The following is a 17,916-nucleotide window of genomic DNA, read 5'->3' as shown; positions in this document are numbered from 1 at the left end:
ATGCCGCCCACCGCCCCTTCGAAGCTGTCGGCCATCGCCCGCATCGCCGCCTGGCGCTGCGCCTCCGCCCCCGCCCGCGCCAGGACCGTCTCCGCCTCAAGCTTGCGGGTCTGGAGCAGGTTGTCCCGAAACACGCTCACGGCGGCGGCCATGTCGCCGATCTCGTCGCGGCGGGTCCGGGACGGAATCTCCACGCCGGTGTCACCTCCGGCCAGCCTGCCCATGGTGCGCGTCATGCGCTCGATCGGACGCGCGACGCCGAACAGGCTGAACAGCATCGCGCCGAGGGCCGCCACCACCGAGATCGCCATCGCGATCCAGGCCGTGAGCATGGCCGAGCCGGCGCTGGCCATGCTCAGCGCGGTGCTGCGCTGGGCGCCCTCCCGGTTGAAGTCGACCGCCCGCTGCAGGGCCCGGATGGCGCCGTTGTTCAGGTCGGCCATCGCGGCGCTGGTGGTGAGCGCCAGGGCGTCGGCCTGGCGGCCGGCCTTCATGAGGTCGATGACTTTCTGCTGGCCCTCGGTGTAGCGCGACCACAGGGGCGCGAAGGTGTCGTAGAGCGCCTTCTCCTCGGCGGAGCTGATCAGCGGCTCGTAGGTCCGGCGCAGGCCGTCGAGGGTCTTCAGGGCGGTGTTCAGGCCCGCCTCGTTCTCGGCCAGCGCCTGCGGCGTCTCGGAGGCCACGACGAAGCGGTACAGCTTCACCCGCACGTCGCGCGTCGCCGTGCTGATCGTATTCACAACGTTGACGGAGGGAAGCCAGTTCGTCGCGACCTCGTTCACCTCGCGCTCGATCGCCCTGAGCTTCACGACGCTGACCACGCCTTGACCCGCCGCGGCGACGCCGAGCAGAGTTGCCGAACCGATCAGGATGGATTTCAGGGATACGCGCATCGTTGAGGGACCGTCCGGATTTGCATTCCGACCGGATGAAACAACTGCGTGCTTAACACGACGTTATCGGATTGGCGCAGAGAGTAACGATAACTGTTTTGTTATGTTTCCGATGTTCGATGCCGCCTCGGCGATGACGTACAGGGTTGTCCGTTCAACGCGCGATGAAACTCGGTATACGGTCCAGTGGCGCCCGGATACACGCGCCGCGTGAGATCAAATGCCCGCGTACCAGGGGAAGCCGAGCTCGGCGACCATGCTGCCGCGCCCCTTGCCGAGCACGTCGACCCGGTCCACGGCCTCGATGGCGCTGATGTATTTCAGGCTCTTGTAGCCGAGCTGGCGCTCGACCCGCAGGCGCACCGGCGCCCCGTGCGCCACCGGCAGGGCGTCGCCGTTCATGCCATAGGCGAGGATGGTCTGCGGGTGGAGGGCGTCGAACAGGTCGTAGCTGTCCCACCAGCCGTCGACGCTGCGCACCACGATGAAGCGCGCCTCCGGCCGCAACCCGACCTGCGCCAGCAGGTGGGCCAGGGGCACGCCGGTCCAGCCGCCGATGGCCGACCAGCCCTGCTCGCAGGCATGAAGCGTGATCTGGGTGCGGGCCGGCATCGCCTTCAGGTCGGCCAGGGAGAAGGCGCCCGGGCGCGCCACGAGGCCGGTGACCGGAAGCGTCCAGTCGGAAAAACCCAGCGCCTTCGAGCGCTGGTAATCGGGGTTGTCCGGGTCGGTGGTGTTGATGGTCGGGAACACCGCCGAGATCGCCTCCGGCCCGAACTCGCGCACCAGGGGCTGGTGGCGCTGGAGCCAGCGCTGGACCGCGAAGGTCAGGCCGTTGCTCCAGTCGTAGGGGGTGGCGAGCCGCGACAGCGCCGGGGCGTCGCAGCCGCCGAGGAGGCCGGCGCCGATCAGGCTGCCCGAGCCGGTGAGGAGGCGGCGGCGCGAGAGGTCACGCATCGGGGGGCTCCGCAAAGGTCGCCCGGACCCTCTCCGGGGGAACCCGGAAGCGTCCGGTGATCATCGACCGCATCAGGTTGCCGGCCCCGCCGACGAAGACCTGGGCCACGTGGACGACGAGGAAGAGCACGAGGAGGCAGGCGACGGCGAAGTGCAGGGTGCGCGCCGATTGCCGGCCGCCGAACAGGGCGAAGAGTTCCGGGTAGGCCGCCGTGACCCCCGGCGACATGGTCAACCCGGTCAGCACCATCAGCGGAAACAGCACGAACAGGACGACCAGATAGGCGAATTTCTGCAGGGCGTTGTAGCGCAGGGCCTCGCGCCCGCGCGCCGGCTTGAGGCGGGCGTGGTCGGCGATCTCGCGGGCGAGGTGGCCCGGGGCCAGCTGATCGCGATCCGGCACGAGGTCGCGGGCGAAGTGACCGCCGACGAAGGCCACGATGAGGTAGACGATCCCGTTGAGGACGAGCACCCAGGCGGCGAGGAAGTGCAGGTTGCGGCCCCAGCCCGTCTGCTCGAGGTTCACCGGCAGCGGCAGCTCGAGGGCGGCCGGCGCCCCGTTGGCCCCGGTCTCGCCCCAGAACAGCCGCGGCAGGGCCAGCAGGATCGCGATGCCGCTGGCCAGGAGGGCGAGGAACGCGACGGCGTTGAGCCAATGGGTCAGGCGCACCCAGGCCGCGTGCCGGTGAACCAGGGACGGGCCCGGCTCCTCCGCCATCGGGGGCCGGCTCACGCGGGCGCCCGCAGCACGTCGAGGCGATAGCGCTCGGTGCGGCCCCTGCGGTCGGGTTCGAGGGCGCCGCGGGTGAGATCGATCAGCGTCTCCACCGCCGCATCGGCGCTCAAGGGGAAGTTCGTCTCACCGAGCCAGTGGACCAGGATGACCTCGCCCCCCGGTTTCAGGGCCGCCACCAGGCGCTCGGCGATGCGGGCCAGATCGTCCGGCGTGAAGAAGTACAGCACCTCCGAGAGCACCACGAGGTCGAACCGGCCGGGGGGCCACTCCGCCGGCACCGCGGCGCGCCGGAACGCGACGTGGGGGCACGCCGCACAACGGGCGCGGGCGGCATCGAGGGCCGTCTCGGCCACGTCGAGGGCGAGCAGCCCCGCGCAGCGGTCGGCCAGCCGGCGGGTCAGCACGCCGATCGAGCACCCGACCTCCAGGGCCTCCGGGTAGGTCTCGCGGCCCAGCGCCGCCAGGGTGGCGTCGTACTTGGCGTGCTCGTAGGGACTGGTGGTGAAGTCCCACGGATCGGGGTTTGCGGCGTAGAGATCCGTGAAGTAATCCGGCGGCAGCGTCTGCGGGGAGCGTCTCATCACCGTCACCGCCTTAAAGATCGGCCGGAACCTCGTCGGGGCTCGGCGCCCCGGCGAGGTCGCGCCAGAGCCGGTCCGCCGGTCGCACATCGCCGAGGACGTGAGCCGCCGCGCTGGTGAGGGCCCGGTCGGGCCCGGGCTGGCGCAGGTACGTCGCCAGGTCCCGCGCCAGGCGCTCCAGGGGATGCGGACGGAGGAAGCCCGCCAGTCCCACGGAGCGATGGGCCCGCTCCAGCACGTCGAGGCCGGCCCGCTCCACCGCGAGGCGGGTGAGGTTGACGTAGGCGATCACCCGGTCCGGCTCCGCCTCGGGGTCGGCGGCGAGGCGGGCGGCCTGGGCCACGAAGAGGCGGGCGCTCTCCACCGCGATCGCGGCCTCGCCGAGGCGGGCCGCCTGATGCGGGTCGCCGCCGCGTCCGGTGGACCGCAGATGCCCCCGCAGGACGTCGAACACCGCCTCGATGCCGCCGAGTTGCACCGCGGCGAAGCGCCAGGCGCCGCCGGAGAAGTGCGGCTCCGCGAAGTAGTCGTCCGGGTCACCGATGAAGCAACCGGGGCCGGCGGGCAGGCCGGTGAAGTCGAGGAGGCCGGAGGTCGAGGCCCGCATGCCCTGCGCCTGCCAGCCGGACAGGTCGGCCCGGGTCCCGGCCTCGAGATCGGCGACCAGCATCTGCTGGCGGCCGTCGGGTCGGCGCGCCGTGACCAGGGGGCGGGTGACCGAGCCGGCTCCGGAGGCGAAGGATTTGACCCCCCTCAGCATCCAGGCATCCCCGGCGGGTGCGAGGCCGCCGGCGTTCTCCAGGCTGAGGCCGCCTGTGTTCTCGAGGCTGAGGCCGCCGACTTTCTCGAGGCTGAGGCCGCCGGCCTGGGGCTGGGTATTCCACACGCCGAACAGGTGTCCGGCACGGACATCCCCGGCCAGTCGCTCGATCACCGCCGGCGCCGCATAGCGCAGGACCAGGGAGAGGGCGTTGACGTGCCCTTCGTAGAGGCGACCCAGGGCGAGGCTGCCCCGCCCGATCTGCGCGAGGACATCGGCGAGAACCGGCGCCATCGCGGGGGCATCGAGGCCGGCACCGCCCAGGGCCACGGGCAGCGGCGCGGCGAGCAGCCCGGCCCGATGCGCGTGGGCGATATCCTCGGCCGGAAAGCCGCCGTCCCGGTCGAGGGCATCGGCGCGTTCGCCCGCGCGGTCCGCGACCGCGCGGGCCGCGGCCTGGATGCGGGCGGCGTGGGTCTCCGAACAATCCTGAAGATGCCGATGCGGTGGAATGAAGTTCATCTCCAGCACATGGATCACGCCTGCGCGATCTCCAGTCGGTGTTTGCACACAGACGGCCGATTTTTCCCGCGTCGAAGGGCGCTGGCGTACCCGGATCGATCCACCGCGGACATCCGTGCCCGCTCGCCGCGGCCGGCCCGCAGGTCGGTCAGCAGGGCCCGCAGGGTCCAGCCCCCCGTGACCAGGGTGAAGGCGCCGATGGCCACCGGCAGGGCCGCTCCTCCGGCATCTGGACGGTCTCGACATCCACGGTCCGGGTTTTCGAAGACCGTCGCGCCTCGTCGCATTCCGCGACGAAAACCATGAGGATGGTCTCGAAGACGCGCCTCGGGCCCGGAGCCGCGCAGGCCCGCCCGGCGAAACGCCGCCCTGCATCGCTCCGTGTCCGGCTGGTGCGGCCGCACACGGGGGGCGGACTCGCCGTCGAGGCCGGCGGGTCACGCCGACCGGAATCGCGGGGCGTGCGATCGTACTGGGGAGAGAGGATATTGCTTGGGCGAGCGCCGCAGAGCAAGCTTCCCCCGGAAACGGGTCGAGCGGCCCGGGCTGTTTCGTTAAAGGTCCGGCGGCACACCCTCCGGTAAAGGAAGGCCTCCGCGAGGCGTGTTGAATCAAGGCTGCTCTGATGTTCGTCCTCATCCTGGATGATGCGCCCCTCAACAACATGCTGATGGTGGAGGCCCTTCGCGACCTGCCCGGCGGCACGGCCCGTGATTTCCTCCAGCCCGCCGATGCCCTGGCGTTCGTCCGCGAGAATCCGGCCGCGATCGGCGTTGCCATCTCCGACTTCGAGATGCCGGGCATGAACGGCATCGAGTTCATCCGCGCCGCCCGCGACATCCCGGGCTTCGAGCACGTGCCGGTGATCATGGTGACGAGCCTGGACCAGCGCGCCTTGCGCCGGGACGCTCTGGCCGCCGGCGCCACCGATTTCCTCGCCAAGCCCTTCGATCCGGTCGAAGTGCGCGCCCGTGTCTCGAATCTGCTGGCCCTCAACCAGGCGCGCCTGGCGCAGATCGACCGCGCGGCCTGGCTCGATCGCGAGGTGAAGGCCGCCACCGCCCTCATCGTCGCCCGCGAGCGTGAGATCATCAGCCTGCTGATGAAGGCCGTCGAACATCGCGACTCGGAGACTGGCAACCACGTGGCGCGGGTCGCCGAATATGTGGCCCGGATCGCCGAGGGATTGGGCCTTGCCGCGGAGGACGTGGAACAGCTCAGCCTGGCCTCCACCATGCACGATATCGGCAAGCTCAGCGTTCCGGATTCCATCCTGCTGAAACCCGGACGCCTGTCCGCGGACGAGCGCCGGACGATGGAGGCGCATGCCGAGCGCGGTCGTCGCATCCTCGAAGGCAGCGACTCGCGCCTGGTCCGCCTCGCGGCGGAGATTGCGGCCACTCATCACGAGCGCTGGGACGGCGGCGGCTATCCGGCCGGCCTCCGCGGGGAGGCCATTCCCCTGTCGGGACGGATCGTGGCCGTGGCGGACGTCTACGATGCCCTGACCTCCGATCGGCCGTACAAGACGGCGTGGTCGCACGCGGAGGCGTTGGCCCATCTCCAGGCTGAGGCCGGGCGTCATTTCGATCCGGCCTGCGTGGAAGCCTTCCTGAAATCTCGTACGCGCTGAACCGGACAGGTCGTGGCGCGGCGCTGACCTTCAGGAAGACTCCGGGATTCTACTCCGTGACCTTAACCTTGATCCCGTCTTCGGCTGAACACGGTGATTTTTCCGGGACGGTTTCAGGAGGTCGGTAACCCGTCCCTTGTAAGCGTAGCGGCATGACTCCCCTCCACGCCGCCCAGCTTGCTGCCGGTTTCCGCACGGACCAACGTGGCGGCGTCCTCGTTCTGGTCGCCCTCCTGTTTCCGATCCTGACCGGCCTGAGCGCCGTGGCGATCGATTACGCCTCCCTGGTCAAGCGGCGGGCCGAGCTCCAGCGTGCCGCCGACAGCGGCAGCATCGCGGGCGTCAACCAGTTCAAGCTCGCCAATGCCGACGACGCGGCGGCGCTCCGCACCGCCAAGGCCATGGCCCAGGCCCAGGCCCGCAGCGGCAGCGCGGCGCCCCCGGCCGTGACGGCGGAGGTGCTCAACAACCATTCCGGTGTCCGCCTCACGCTCACCGAGCAGGTCGCCCTGTCCTTCGGCAAGCTCCTCAACACCCCGAGCCTGGAGGTGAGCGTCACCTCGACGGCGAAGCTCGCCGGCACCACGCGGCTGTGCCTGCTCGCCCTCGATCGTCAGGCGATGGGCGCCTTCCACCTGGAGAGCGCGGCCCGCATCACCGCCACCGACTGCTCGCTCTACTCGAACTCCGCCAACCCGGAGGGCATCCAGGGCGAGAACGCGGCGGTGGCCACCGCCCTCTCCACCTGCTCGGCCGGGGGCTATTCCGGGTCGGGCGCCAACTTCACGCCGCCGCCGGCCACCGGGTGCCCCGCCCTGCGCGATCCCCTGATCGACCGGCAGGGCCCGACGCCGGGCTCCTGCGTCAGCCTCGGGTTCTTCGTCGATCCGAAGAAGTTCGTCGACGGCATCGACGACCCGACCTACGGCGTCAACGTCGTGAGCGGGATCGTCACCCTGCAGCCCGGCACCTATTGCGGCGGCCTGCACCTCACCAAGGGCGCGACCGTAACGCTGCAGCCCGGGATCTACATCCTCAAGGACGGCCCCCTCGTCGTCGACAAGGGCGCCAGCCTGAGCGGCGTCAACACGGGCTTCTACTTCACCGGGGTGCGCGGCGGCCTGCTCTTCGATGAGAAGAGCGTCGTCAGCCTCACCGCGCCGAAGGACGGCCTCCTGGCGGGGCTGCTGTTCTTCGAGGACCGCAACGCGACCATTCCGGCCACCCTGCCCCCGCCCCTCAGCGGCAAGGGCAAGCCCAAGCCCGCGCCCGGCGGGTTCGTCGCCCTGCGCGAGTACCGCATCATCAGCGACAACGCCCGCACGCTCCTGGGGACCATCTACCTGCCCCTCGGACGCCTGATCATCGATTCCAAGAAGCCGGTGGCCGACCAGTCGGCCTACACGGTGATCATCGCCCGCACGATCAATCTCTATGACGGCCCGAGCCTGATGCTGAACGCCCGCTACGGCAGCACCGACGTGCCCGTGCCGGCCGGCGTCGGACCGAGCTCGGCCGACACGCAGCTCACGCAGTAGGTCGAGCGCCATCGGCTCCCGGCCCCCGGCCCCCGACCCCCGGCTCCTGCACTCGACCGGGCCGGCCGCTCAGCGCGGCGGGCAGGAGGCGCCGTTGCCCAGGACGACCTCGGGGCTCATGCTCGCGTAGCGCCGTCCGTACCGGACCGGCCATAGGGTCCTGCGGGTGATGACGAAGCCCGGGCCGCCATCGCTGAACAGGGAGGAGCCGGTCACCGGCCTGTAGGGGACGCTGATCTCCACGAGCAGCAGGCGCGTCCCCTTCGGCTGCAGGCTGTCGGCGACGGCGACGGGGGCCGGCGCCCCGGCGGTGCGGACCGGCGATCCCGCCGCGGCCACGCTGGAACAGATCTGCAGCGGGCCCGTCTCGGTGTCGCCCACCACCCCGACCGCGCTCACCGTCATCTGCAGCCCGGTGCCATCGAAGGGAGCGAGCACGATGGGTCCCACCTGGAACACGTCGTTCACCTCATCCGCCGTCGGCATCGTGCGCTGAGAGAGCGTGTCGCCGATGGTGCGGGACAGGATGTCGACCTTGCGCACGTTGCGCATCACGCTCGTGATCTCCACGGTCCCGAAGTAGATGAGCAGCAGCACCGGGACGATCAGGGCGAATTCGACGATCGCGACGCCGTCCTCGGCCCGCGCGAAGCCCGCGGCGGCTCGCACACCCATCCGACGGATCGCGATCGCGGAGCGGAGGCGCGTGGCCAGCATGGCTCAACAGCCGCTGCCGCCGGTGGAATTACCCTCCAGCTGCAGCACGGACGTGGCGTTGATGAGCCAGCTTCCGTCCTGAAACTGGGTCTTCACGACGCCGAACTTCTGGAACGTGTGCTGCGCGAAGGCGGCCTGGACCACCACCACGCTGCCCTTCGTGAGACAGCCGTGCTGGGTGCCGAAATTCGCCCGCCAGGTCCCCGAGGCGGGGTCGATGGGGCTGGTCCGGTCGATCCGGGTGAAGCTGTCGTAGACTCCGATGTCGATCTTCAGGTTCTCGCAGCGGACGAACGGATTGACCTGGCGGCAGACCTCGCTGCGCACGGCGTCGAGGAGCGAGGTCGCTGAGGCGCCGGACTGGACGTAGAACTGCCGCATCGAGGCATCGAGGCCGTTGTCCAGCGCGGACGTGACCCAGAACACCAGCGCGTTCTCGAGGACGAAGAAAATCAGGATGCAGAGCGGAAACAGGACCAGGGCGAATTCGACCGCCATGGCGCCCGACTGATCCTGCCCGAACCGCTGCGGACCGGATCGTGCCGGGACGATGCGCAGGCGCCTCCCGCCTCCGTCGCCGGGTGAGCGGCCGGGACCCGCGACGACGCGATCGGGACTTGGGAGCTCGGGACTTGCGAGCTCGGGATTTGCGAGCTCGGGATTTGCGAGCTCAGGACTCGCGGGCTCAGGACTTGCGAGTTCGACATTTGCGAGTTCGGAATTTGCAGGTTCGGGTTTCGCGGGATCGCACATGGGGAGGGGCGGCATACGGATCGGGCGGCCGATCGGAACGCGTTCGAGGGGGCGTCGGCAGCCCTGCCCTGGTCTAGCGCCGAGCCCTTAAGATTCCGGCAAGCCAGCCTAAAAGGTTTCCCGCCCTGAATGCATCGACGCATTCGCCGCCGCACCACCGGGAGTTTGTGAGGGATCGTCTCTCCCGATGACCGAATCCGGAAGCAGAGGTTCAGCGCCTGAGCGCTGCTGGACTTTCGGTGCTCGCACTGGTTGCGGATGGGGTTGGCCGAATTCGTGCCTCTGGGCCCGTTCCGGCCGTGACGCGACTGTGCGCTCGGTGGACGATTAAGACCCTTCCAACCAACAGCCGGTACGCTGGCGCGACCATGACCGATCCCCGGCACGCGCCCGACCCGTCCCGCGAAACCCGTCCGTCCGCCCGGCGTCCCGGTCGGCCGCGCACCCTGGCCGGACGCCTGGCCCTGGCGATGTGCGCTTCCGTGGCGATCGCCTTCCTGGCCGGAACGCTGCTCTCGCTCTGGCAGGAGGTGAACCGCTACGCCGACGACAAGCGGGATGCCCTCGTCGCCATCGCCAACGTGCTCGCGGCGGCGAGCGCGGGGGCCACGGCGGCCGGGGACGAGGCGGCGGCGGCCCGCGTCCTGAACGCCATCGGCAAGACCCGCGACGCCAGGATCCTCAACGGCGAGACGAACGACGGCGAGACCCCGGACGGCAGTCCCGGAGCGGCCGAGCGGAGCGAGCTGGTCTATGCGGCCATCGAGCGGCCCGACGGCTCGATCCTGGCGGACCGGGGCCTCACGGCCCGCCTCACCGATGATTTCGACCTGCGCAAGGGGCAGTCGCCCCTGGCCCTCCTCGCCAGCCGGACCGCCCTGGTGGCGGTGACCGTCGAGGAGGCGGGCCGGACGGTGGGCAATCTCATCCTCGTCTCCGACCTAGCCGACCTCAACGACCGCCTGCTGGCGCTGCTCCGGACCTCGGCCTTGATCTCGAGCCTCGTCATGGTCCTGGGCTTCGCGATCTCCTACGCGATCCAGCGGGGGATCACCCAGCCGATCGCGGCGCTCGCCGGCACCATGGACCGCGTCCGCATCGAGCAGGACTACACGCAGGGCGCGGTGATCGCGCGCGACGACGAGGTCGGTGTGCTGGCGCGCTCGTTCAACGCGCTCCTCGACACCGTGCGGGAGCGCGACGCCCGCCTGGCGCAGCACATGCAGCGCCTGGAGGCCGACGTGGCGGAACGCACGGCCGACCTGCACGAAGCCAAGCAGGCGGCCGAGGCCGCCAACGCCGCCAAGTCGACGTTCCTGGCCACCATGAGTCACGAGATCCGCACGCCGCTCAACGGCATGCTGGTGATGGCCGAACTCCTGGCGGCCTCCGCGCTGCCGCAGCGGCAGCAGCGCTACGCCGAGGTGGTCGCCCGCTCCGGGCAGAGCCTGCTGGCGATCATCAACGACATCCTCGACTTCGCGAAGGTGGAGGCGGGCAAGCTCGATCTGGAGCGGATCGCCGTCGATCCGTCCGAGGTCGTCGACACCGTGGTCTCGCTCTTCGCCGAGAAGGCCGTCGAGAACGGCCTCGACCTTGCCGCCTACGTGGCGCCGGACGTGCCGCGCCACGTGATCGGCGATCCGGTGCGCCTCGGCCAGATCCTCAGCAACTTCGTCAACAATGCCCTGAAGTTCACCCCGTCCGGCTCGGTCCTGGTGCGGCTGGAGCGCGGCGCGGCCGGCATGCTGCGCCTCAGCGTCCGGGATACCGGCGTCGGCATCCCGGCCGACAAGGTCGGCACCCTGTTCTCGGCCTTCGCGCAGGCCGATCAGTCGACCACCCGGCGCTTCGGCGGCACCGGCCTCGGCCTCTCGATCGCCCATCGCCTCGCCCTCGCCATGGGCGGCCGCATGGGCGTCGAGAGCGAGCTCGGCGCCGGCTCGACCTTCTGGGCCGAGCTGCCCCTGGAGGCGGGCGACGCCGATGCGCCGACCCTCGTCCGGCGCACCGACGCGGTCGGAGCCGGGATCGTGCTCGCGCTGTCGGGCGACGCCACGCGGGAGTGCCTCGGGCTCCGCCTCGCCGAGGCCGGGTTCACCTGCCTTCCGGCGGAGGCCGCCGAGGCCGGGGCGGCGCACTGGATCGCGGATGCGGCCACGATCCTGGCTCTGGGCCGTCGCCCGAGCGGGCCGGGCCGGGTCCTGGCCCTGGCGCGCCTCGGCGATGCCGCCGCGGCCCCGGTCCTGGAGGCGGGCTGGGCCGACCACCTCCTCAGCTGGCCGGTCGTCCAGGAGGAGTGGCGCGGCGCCCTGGATTCTTTGGCCGGCGGGACGCCGTTCGTCTCCGGCCCCCGCCTGTCCGCCCGCACGCGCCTGCCGCAATTCCCCGCCGCGCGCATCCTCCTGGCCGACGACAGCCCGGTGAACCGCGAGGTCGCCCGCGAGGCCTTGGCTCGCTGCGGCGTCACCGCCCTCACCCTGGTCGAGGACGGCCGTGCGGCCCTCGAAGCCTGTCGCGACCGGGCGTTCGACCTCATCCTGATGGACGGCAGCATGCCGGTCCTCGACGGCTACGCGGCGGCCGAGGCCATTCGGGCCGAGGCCATCGCGCAGGGCCGCGTCCGCACGCCCATCGTGGCCCTCACGGCCCACGTGGTGGGGGCCGGCGCCGAGGCCTGGCGCGAGGCCGGCATGGATGCCAAGCTCGCCAAGCCCTTCACCCTGGCGGCCCTCGCCGACACGCTGGCGGCCTTCCTCGTGCCCGAGGCCGAGACTGAGACCGCGGTCGCGCCGCGACGTCCCTCGCCCGACGCCGCGCCCCAGCCGGAGGCGGACGGCCTCTTGGACGAGGACGTGCTCGCGGGGTTGATCGACATGGCGGCCCGGGCCGGCGGCGATTTCAGCGCCCGCGTGTTCGGCCTCTATCGGGACCACGCGCCCAAGGCCCTCGCGGACCTCCGGGCGGCGGCAAGCCGCGGCGATGCCGAGGCGATCGCGCGCGCGGCGCACAGCCTGAAGTCGATGAGCCTGAACATCGGTGGCCGGGCCCTGGGCCTGGTGCTGGGAGAGATCGAGAGCAGGGCTCGCTCCAGCGCCGTCCTCCCGACGGACGCGGAGATCGCCGGCCTGTCGCCGCTCCTGGACCGGACCCTGGAGGCCCTTGAGGCCCGCCTTGGGCAGACGCCCGATCCGGAGGAAGGGGCCGCGGCGCGGCGCTCCGCCTGAGGGACCCCGCCCCCGGAGCGGACGATGTCCGCGATGGGGTGCCGGCGGGTCCCATGCGTGCGGGGCCGGACACCCGGTGGAACCCGTGCCCTGGTCCGCGCTCCGGCGCACCGAATCGGGCGTCGGGGGGGCGTCGTCGAGGAGGGTGCGTGTCGGCGTCCCGCCTCAGCTCCACGCGTGGAAGGGCGGGTTCACCCCATTGAGCGCGTGGTTGCCGACGATCGCGTATTTCCAGCGCACGGGGTCGTGGAGCGTGTGGGTGCGGGCGTTGCGCCAGTGCCGGTCGAGATTGTGCTCGGCCAGTGTCGCGCGGGTGCCGGCGAGCTCGAACAGGGTGTTGCTGGCGCCGAGCGCCACCTCTGTGGTGAGCACCTTGGCTTCCGCCACCGCGAGCTGCGCGGCCGCCACCGTCTCGGCATCCGGCGCCGCCACGGCGGCGTCGAGGGCGAGGCCGGCCCGGTCGAGCAGCGCCTCTGCGGCGTGCAGGCGGATCGTGAGGTCGCCGACGATGCGGATGGTGTGGGGGTCGTCGGAGGCGCGCGCCAGGCCGCTGTCGACCCAGGGGCGCGACTTGGTGCGCACGAAGTCGATGGTCTCGGCGAGCGCCGCCCGGGCGATGCCCGCATCCACGGCCGCCTGGATGATCTGGAAGATCGCCCCGTCGGCGCTCGGCTGCGCGTAGCCCTTCCAGGCCGGCACCAGGTGGGTTTTCGGCACGCGCACGCCGTCGATCCGCACGGTGCCGCTCGCGGTGGTGCGCTGGCCGAAGCTCGACCAGTCGTCGATCACCGTGAGTCCCGGCGCGTTGCGCTCGGCAATGGCGTACCAGGCCCGGCCCTCGCCATCGAGGGCCACGATGGGCACGAGGTGGGCCAGCAGCGCGCCGGTGGCGTAGAACTTGGTGCCGTGCACCACCACGTGGTCGCCGTCCTCCACGAAGTGGGTCTCGAAGTCGGCGGCGCGCGGCGTGCCGATCTCCGAGAAGGCGTTGCCGAACCGGGTGCCGGCCAGGACGAGGCCGAACAGCAGGGCCTTCTGAGCCTCGTCCGAGACCGTGTCGATCGCCGCCACGATGCCGAGGTGGTTCTGGGCGATCTGCCCGATCGACGGGTCGGCGGCCGAGACGATGGCGATGACCTGCGCCAAGGTCCCGTAGGACAGCCCCGGCCCGCCATGGGCCCGCGGCACGTTGATGGACCACAGGCCGCTCTGCGAGAACGCGTCGAGCTCGGCCAGGGGTCGGCGCCCCGTGCGGTCGCGCTCGGAGGCGCCGACCCGGAACGTCGCCGCCAGGGCGTGGGCGACGCGCAGGGCCTCGGCCGCGTCGCGGATGACGTGGGCCGGCGCGGCCGGGCGCTCGGGGCCGGGTGCCCCGGCGGGCCAGCGATCGGTGTCCCGCGGGGGCGGACTGACGGCGATGTTCATGGGGTGTCTCCGGATCAGGGGGCGCGTTCGGGGACCGGCTCGGCTCAGGCCGCCTGCGCCTGTTCGCGGCGCGCCGCCTCCAGGGCGCGGACGCGCGGAATGACGTGTTCGCCGAAATACGCGACCTCCTCCTGGAAGTGCAGGAAGGCCAGCAGGGCGAGGTCGACGCCGACCGCCTTCAGCGCCACGATGCGCTCGGCGATCTGATCCGGCGTGCCGATCAGATTGGTCTTGAAGCCGTCGTTGTACTGGACGAGGTCCGCGAAGCTCGATTTGGCCCAGTTGCCCTCGCCCTCCGGCGAGGCCTGGCCGGCGTTCTTCGCCTCGTGCCCGAAGGCCTTCACGGCGTCCGGGTCGGCCTGGTCGATGATCTCCTGGAGGACGGCGCGGGCCTCTTCCTCGGTGTCGCGGGCGATGACGAAGGCGTTAACGCCCACCTTCACCGCGTGGCCGTTGGCGCGCGCCTTGGCTTGGACGTCGTCGACCTGGACTCGGATGCCCTCGGGCGTGTTGCCGTTGGTGAAGTACCAGTCCGAGACGCGGGCCGCCATGTCGCGCGCCGCCCGGGACGAGCCGCCCTGGAAGATCTCGGGCTGCGGATCGGCGGGTTTCGGCTTCAGGGTGTAGTCGCTGTAGCGGTAGAAATCGCCCCGGAAGGTGAAGTTGTCCTGGGTCCAAATTCCCCGCAGGGCACGGATGAACTCCTCCGAGCGGCGGTAGCGCTCGTCATGGTCGAGCCATGGCTCGCCGATGGCGCGGAACTCGCCCGAGAACCAGCCCGAGACCACGTTGATGGCGATGCGCCCCTCCGTGATCTGGCTGATGGTGGCGATCTGCTTGGCGGCGAGCGTCGGGTTCCAGGGCCCGGGCAGAAGGGCGGCGATCACCTTCAGCCGGGAGGTGGCCGCCAGCAGGGCGTGGCTGAAGGCGACGGATTCGTGCTGGTACTCGGCACCGTAGCCGGCCGTGAAGCGGATCTGCGTGAGGGCGTAGTCGAACCCGGCCTCCTCCGCGATCTGCGCGAGGCGTCGGTTATAGGGCGCGTCCCAGCTCGTGCGCTGGGCGATCTTGCTGATGACGAGGCCCCCCGAGACGTTGGGCACCCAGTAGGCGAAGCGGATCGGCTCGCTGCCGTCGCGAGTTCCTGTTTGAAAGGCCATGTTCCCACCCCTGCGTTGATCGGGCCGCGCGTTCCGGCAGGGCGCACGGAGTGCGCCCGATGTCGATCGGTTGACGGACTGAATACAAAAACCAGAGCGTTCACATGCTCGTGAATGCTGGTCTTGCCCAGATCTGTGTTTGGGTTCGTCGTTCTGTTCTTAGGATTGCTTGGTATTGATCGCGCGTCAAAGGAAGCAAACGGCTTTTTTCGGCCCGGACGGAAAAGCTCCTTCCCCGATCGTGGGTGCTGGCCGAAGGTTTGCGTCGTGGGCCCGAGCGCGAGGCGGGATTGCCCGCCCGGCCCGGGTCTGGGGCAAGCGGAGGCCTGCGGAGAGCGGAGCCGTCCGGTTTTCACCCCGGCGATGCCCTGATTCCAGGCGGCCATCGGGTATAAAATCCAGTCGACGCGGCCGACCTGCTTGGGGCGCTATCTTTTCAGGCAGGTCGATGCTGATAAGGCGGGCATTTCCTCCAAATTGCCGAACTTGTGTGCTTGTCGAGCAAATCGATATTGCCTCGTGAAACCGGTCGTTTAAGGACGCGTTAATTGATCGATCCTACCGTCGAACCACCGTCCACTTGAAAGCCGAAGCGCGCGAGATCGGTTTACCCAGGAAGTTCACGCATGATGCCCGCGTTCCGCCAACCGCTCGTGGTTCTCCTTGCCGGAGACGAGTTGACCCGCTCCATCACCACGAGCTGCCTGGAGATGTCGGGCTACGCGGTGCTCGGCGCGCGCACGGCCGGCGAGGTCGAGAGCCTGCTCCTCGCCCAGACCAGCGAGCGCCGCGTCGACGTGCTGGTGACCGATGCCGACGTGCGCGACACGGTGGACGGCCTTTCGCTCGCCGGCGTGGCCCGCTGTCTCGATCCGGCGGTGGGCGTCGTCTACACCGCCCGCTCCCTTCGCCAGCTCGACGGCGAGGCCCTGGAGCCGGGGGCCTTGTGCCTGCGCACGCCCTATCACGGGCATCAACTCGTCGCCCTGGTCGCCGAGCTCCTGGCCTCGGCCGCCGACCGGACCGATTTCGACCGCGCCGCGGCCTGATCCGCCGGGATTCCACCGCGCGGCCCTGGGTCGGCAGCGGCGCGAATTCAGGATGCGCGGCCCGGGCCCGGCGGTGTATCAGGCGGGGCGCCGCCTCCCGGCCGGCGCCCGCCCGCAGCGTGGAAGAGCGGTGGCGGCGCTCCTGCCCGGGCGTCGGTCCCATCCGGAACGCGAGAGCCGATGATCAGCGCCTTCGACCTCTTCAAGATCGGGATCGGCCCGTCGAGCTCGCACACCGTCGGCCCGATGCTGGCCGCGCTCCGCTTCCGCGCCCGGACCGCGGGGTTGCCCGGGCTCGCCCGCATCCAGGCGGAGATCTTCGGCTCCCTGGCCTGGACGGGACGCGGGCACGGCACCGACACGGCGATCTTCCTCGGGCTCCTCGGCCACGACCCCCGATCCGTCGACCCGGACGGGGTGGCCGGCCTCGTCGCGGCCCTCGGTGCGGAGAAGCGGCTGGCCCCCGCGGGCCCGGCCTTCGACCCGGCCGCGGACCTCGCGTTCAACTTTTCCGACGTGCTGCCCCTGCACACCAACGGCCTGCGCTTTCGTGCCCTCGATGCCGCCGGGGCGATCCGCGACAGCGAGATCTACTATTCCATCGGCGGCGGCTTCGTGGTGACGGAGGCGGAGGCGCAAGGGGGGGCGGGCGCGGAGGCGGATTGCCCCCTGCCCTATGCCAGTGCCGCCGGCCTCCTCGCCCTCTGTGTCGCCGAGGGCCGGACCATCGCCGAGGTGCAGTTCGCCAACGAGTGCGGCACCCGCACGCCCGATGCCGTGGAGGCCGGCCTCGACGTCATCCGCGACGCGATGTTCGCCTGCATTGACCGGGGTCTGCGCCAGGACGGCGAGTTGCCCGGCGGCCTCAAGGTGCGCCGGCGGGCCAAGCGGCTGCACGAGGACCTCACCGCCGGGCGCCTGCGCAATGCGCGCGCCGCCCACGAGATCGTGGACTGGATCAGCCTCTACGCGTTGGCGGTGAACGAGGAGAACGCGGCGGGCGGACGGGTGGTGACGGCACCCACCAACGGCGCGGCGGGGATCGTGCCGGCCGTCCTGCGCTACGCCCGGGACTTCTGCCCCGACTGGTCGGAGGCCCGCGCCCGGGAATTCCTGCTCACGGCCGCGGCGGTGGGCGGCCTGATCAAGACCCGCGCGTCGATCTCGGGCGCCGAGGTCGGCTGCCAGGGGGAGGTCGGTTCGGCGGCCGCGATGGCGGCGGCGGGCCTCGCGGCCTTCCTCGGCGGCAGCCCGGCCCAGGTGGAGAACGCCGCCGAGATCGCGATGGAGCACCATCTCGGCATGACCTGCGATCCCATCGGCGGGCTGGTGCAGATCCCCTGCATCGAGCGCAACGCCTTCGGGGCCAACAAGGCGGTGGTGGCCGCGTCCCTGGCCCTGCGCGGCGATGGGATTCACCGCGTCAGCCTCGACGAGGTCATCGAGACCATGCGCCAGACCGGCCACGACATGCAGGCGAAGTACAAGGAGACCTCGCTGGGCGGCCTCGCGGTGAACGTCGCAGCCTGCTGAGGATGGCCGCGAAAAGGAACGGTTGCGTTTCCTGATCGCGGCGGAAGGGCGCTCAGACCGGCACGGTGCCTGGCTTGGACGTCGGCTGACCTGTCAGGGTCCCGTCGCGCATGCCCGCCTGCAGGCGTGAGCCTGGCCAACGTTCGCCGGTCCGGACCGGAGGCTCTGCGAAAACTATGGAACGCAGCGGTTCCGATCCGGTTGTAACGCCCGAGGGGTCTACCGGACGGCAGATGCGGCCAGCGCGTGCGGCCCGCGTCCGATCCGTCCTGCCAAGACGCGGGACCGTGACACCATGACCTTCGCATCGCCGACCATCGGAACCGCCGGGCCGGACCGCGTCCGGGCGCTCATCCGAGGCGCTCCCCGGGCCTGAGCGCGTCGCACCCTGCCGCCTTCGGGCGCAGCCCCGCGCCCGCGTCCGCCCGATTC

General features: G+C 70.9%; 15 protein-coding genes. 5 read left to right on the top strand and 10 right to left on the bottom strand.

From position 1 onward, the window contains the following. The 6 genes from ASF41_RS26110 to ASF41_RS13290 form a co-directional block, all read right to left on the bottom strand. Positions 1–893: MCP four helix bundle domain-containing protein (locus tag ASF41_RS26110; protein ID WP_407067281.1), on the bottom strand; the 893-nt coding region annotated here is incomplete at its 3' end. A 216-nt stretch (positions 894–1,109) separates the two neighbouring features. Continuing rightward, positions 1,110–1,850: a molybdopterin-dependent oxidoreductase gene (locus ASF41_RS13310; RefSeq protein ID WP_056379202.1), complete on the bottom strand. Its 741-nt coding sequence runs from the start codon at positions 1,848–1,850 to the stop codon at positions 1,110–1,112. Continuing rightward, positions 1,843–2,568 carry a cytochrome b/b6 domain-containing protein gene (locus ASF41_RS13305; protein ID WP_056348959.1) on the bottom strand — a complete coding sequence of 242 codons (726 nt, stop codon included), beginning with the start codon at positions 2,566–2,568 and terminating at the stop codon, positions 1,843–1,845. The genes ASF41_RS13310 and ASF41_RS13305 overlap by 8 nt, the downstream gene beginning before the upstream one ends. A gap of 11 nt (positions 2,569–2,579) precedes the next feature. Next, on the bottom strand, positions 2,580–3,170 hold the full coding sequence (locus tag ASF41_RS13300; protein WP_407067280.1) for an SAM-dependent methyltransferase: 591 nt from the start codon (positions 3,168–3,170) through the stop codon (positions 2,580–2,582). Positions 3,171–3,180: 10 nt separating this feature from the next. Next, positions 3,181–4,467, bottom strand: coding sequence for an acyl-CoA dehydrogenase family protein (locus ASF41_RS13295; protein WP_244479650.1), 1,287 nt, complete (start codon positions 4,465–4,467; stop codon positions 3,181–3,183). After that, entirely contained in the window at positions 4,464–4,655 is a 192-nt protein-coding gene (locus ASF41_RS13290) for a hypothetical protein (RefSeq protein ID WP_056493898.1), read from the bottom strand. The genes ASF41_RS13295 and ASF41_RS13290 overlap by 4 nt, the downstream gene beginning before the upstream one ends. A 419-nt stretch (positions 4,656–5,074) precedes the next feature. Here ASF41_RS13290 and ASF41_RS13285 point away from each other — a divergent pair, with 419 nt between their 5' ends. Further along, positions 5,075–6,082, top strand: coding sequence for an HD-GYP domain-containing protein (locus tag ASF41_RS13285; RefSeq protein ID WP_056270193.1), 1,008 nt, complete (start codon positions 5,075–5,077; stop codon positions 6,080–6,082). Positions 6,083–6,234: 152 nt separating this feature from the next. Further along, a complete protein-coding gene (locus ASF41_RS13280) occupies positions 6,235–7,620 on the top strand; it encodes a TadE/TadG family type IV pilus assembly protein (RefSeq protein WP_056493895.1) in 1,386 nt (461 codons plus the stop codon). 69 nt (positions 7,621–7,689) lie between these two features. Here ASF41_RS13280 and ASF41_RS13275 read toward each other — a convergent pair whose 3' ends face one another. Then, positions 7,690–8,295 (bottom strand): TadE/TadG family type IV pilus assembly protein, encoded by a 606-nt coding sequence (locus ASF41_RS13275; RefSeq protein WP_162248639.1) that lies wholly within the window; start codon positions 8,293–8,295, stop codon positions 7,690–7,692. 45 nt (positions 8,296–8,340) lie between these two features. Continuing rightward, entirely contained in the window at positions 8,341–8,835 is a 495-nt protein-coding gene (locus ASF41_RS24865; RefSeq protein ID WP_056215463.1) for a TadE/TadG family type IV pilus assembly protein, read from the bottom strand. Between the two features lie 623 nt (positions 8,836–9,458). Here ASF41_RS24865 and ASF41_RS13265 point away from each other — a divergent pair. Then, complete coding sequence (locus ASF41_RS13265) at positions 9,459–12,317, top strand: ATP-binding protein (RefSeq protein ID WP_082504384.1); 2,859 nt, start codon at positions 9,459–9,461, stop codon at positions 12,315–12,317. A gap of 165 nt (positions 12,318–12,482) precedes the next feature. On the opposite strand, the gene ASF41_RS13260 is transcribed toward ASF41_RS13265, so the two are convergent. Then, positions 12,483–13,742: an SfnB family sulfur acquisition oxidoreductase gene (locus ASF41_RS13260; protein ID WP_056493889.1), complete on the bottom strand. Its 1,260-nt coding sequence runs from the start codon at positions 13,740–13,742 to the stop codon at positions 12,483–12,485. Positions 13,743–13,786: 44 nt separating this feature from the next. Next, the gene (gene sfnG / locus ASF41_RS13255; protein WP_056493886.1) at positions 13,787–14,902 is read right to left on the bottom strand and encodes a dimethylsulfone monooxygenase SfnG; all 1,116 of its coding nucleotides are present in this window, start codon (positions 14,900–14,902) and stop codon (positions 13,787–13,789) included. 626 nt (positions 14,903–15,528) lie between these two features. Here sfnG and ASF41_RS13250 point away from each other — a divergent pair. Next, positions 15,529–15,951: a hypothetical protein gene (locus tag ASF41_RS13250; RefSeq protein WP_056493882.1), complete on the top strand. Its 423-nt coding sequence runs from the start codon at positions 15,529–15,531 to the stop codon at positions 15,949–15,951. A gap of 180 nt (positions 15,952–16,131) precedes the next feature. Then, positions 16,132–17,484, top strand: a complete 1,353-nt coding sequence (locus ASF41_RS13245) for an L-serine ammonia-lyase (RefSeq protein WP_056215476.1) — start codon at positions 16,132–16,134, stop codon at positions 17,482–17,484. Positions 17,485–17,916 lie beyond the last annotated feature (432 nt).

The sequence above is a fragment of the Methylobacterium sp. Leaf111 genome, from assembly GCF_001423285.1.
In the GTDB taxonomy this organism is placed as follows: Bacteria; Pseudomonadota; Alphaproteobacteria; order Rhizobiales; family Beijerinckiaceae; genus Methylobacterium.
The sequence above is the reverse complement of the archived record's forward strand: the minus strand, read 5'-3'. Positions and strand labels throughout refer to the sequence as shown.

Excerpts from the sequence above, each read along its gene's own strand:
- ASF41_RS13305 (WP_056348959.1), bottom strand. The coding sequence starts at position 2,568 with ATGGCGGAGGAGCCGGGCCCGTCCCTGGTTCACCGGCACGCGGCCTGG.
- sfnG (WP_056493886.1), bottom strand. The coding sequence starts at position 14,902 with ATGGCCTTTCAAACAGGAACTCGCGACGGCAGCGAGCCGATCCGCTTC.
- ASF41_RS13285 (WP_056270193.1), top strand. The coding sequence starts at position 5,075 with ATGTTCGTCCTCATCCTGGATGATGCGCCCCTCAACAACATGCTGATG.
- ASF41_RS13275 (WP_162248639.1), bottom strand. The coding sequence starts at position 8,295 with ATGGGTGTGCGAGCCGCCGCGGGCTTCGCGCGGGCCGAGGACGGCGTC.
- ASF41_RS13250 (WP_056493882.1), top strand. The coding sequence starts at position 15,529 with ATGATGCCCGCGTTCCGCCAACCGCTCGTGGTTCTCCTTGCCGGAGAC.
- ASF41_RS13260 (WP_056493889.1), bottom strand. The coding sequence starts at position 13,742 with ATGAACATCGCCGTCAGTCCGCCCCCGCGGGACACCGATCGCTGGCCC.
- ASF41_RS13265 (WP_082504384.1), top strand. The coding sequence starts at position 9,459 with ATGACCGATCCCCGGCACGCGCCCGACCCGTCCCGCGAAACCCGTCCG.
- ASF41_RS13245 (WP_056215476.1), top strand. The coding sequence starts at position 16,132 with ATGATCAGCGCCTTCGACCTCTTCAAGATCGGGATCGGCCCGTCGAGC.
- ASF41_RS13280 (WP_056493895.1), top strand. The coding sequence starts at position 6,235 with ATGACTCCCCTCCACGCCGCCCAGCTTGCTGCCGGTTTCCGCACGGAC.
- ASF41_RS13310 (WP_056379202.1), bottom strand. The coding sequence starts at position 1,850 with ATGCGTGACCTCTCGCGCCGCCGCCTCCTCACCGGCTCGGGCAGCCTG.
- ASF41_RS24865 (WP_056215463.1), bottom strand. The coding sequence starts at position 8,835 with ATGGCGGTCGAATTCGCCCTGGTCCTGTTTCCGCTCTGCATCCTGATT.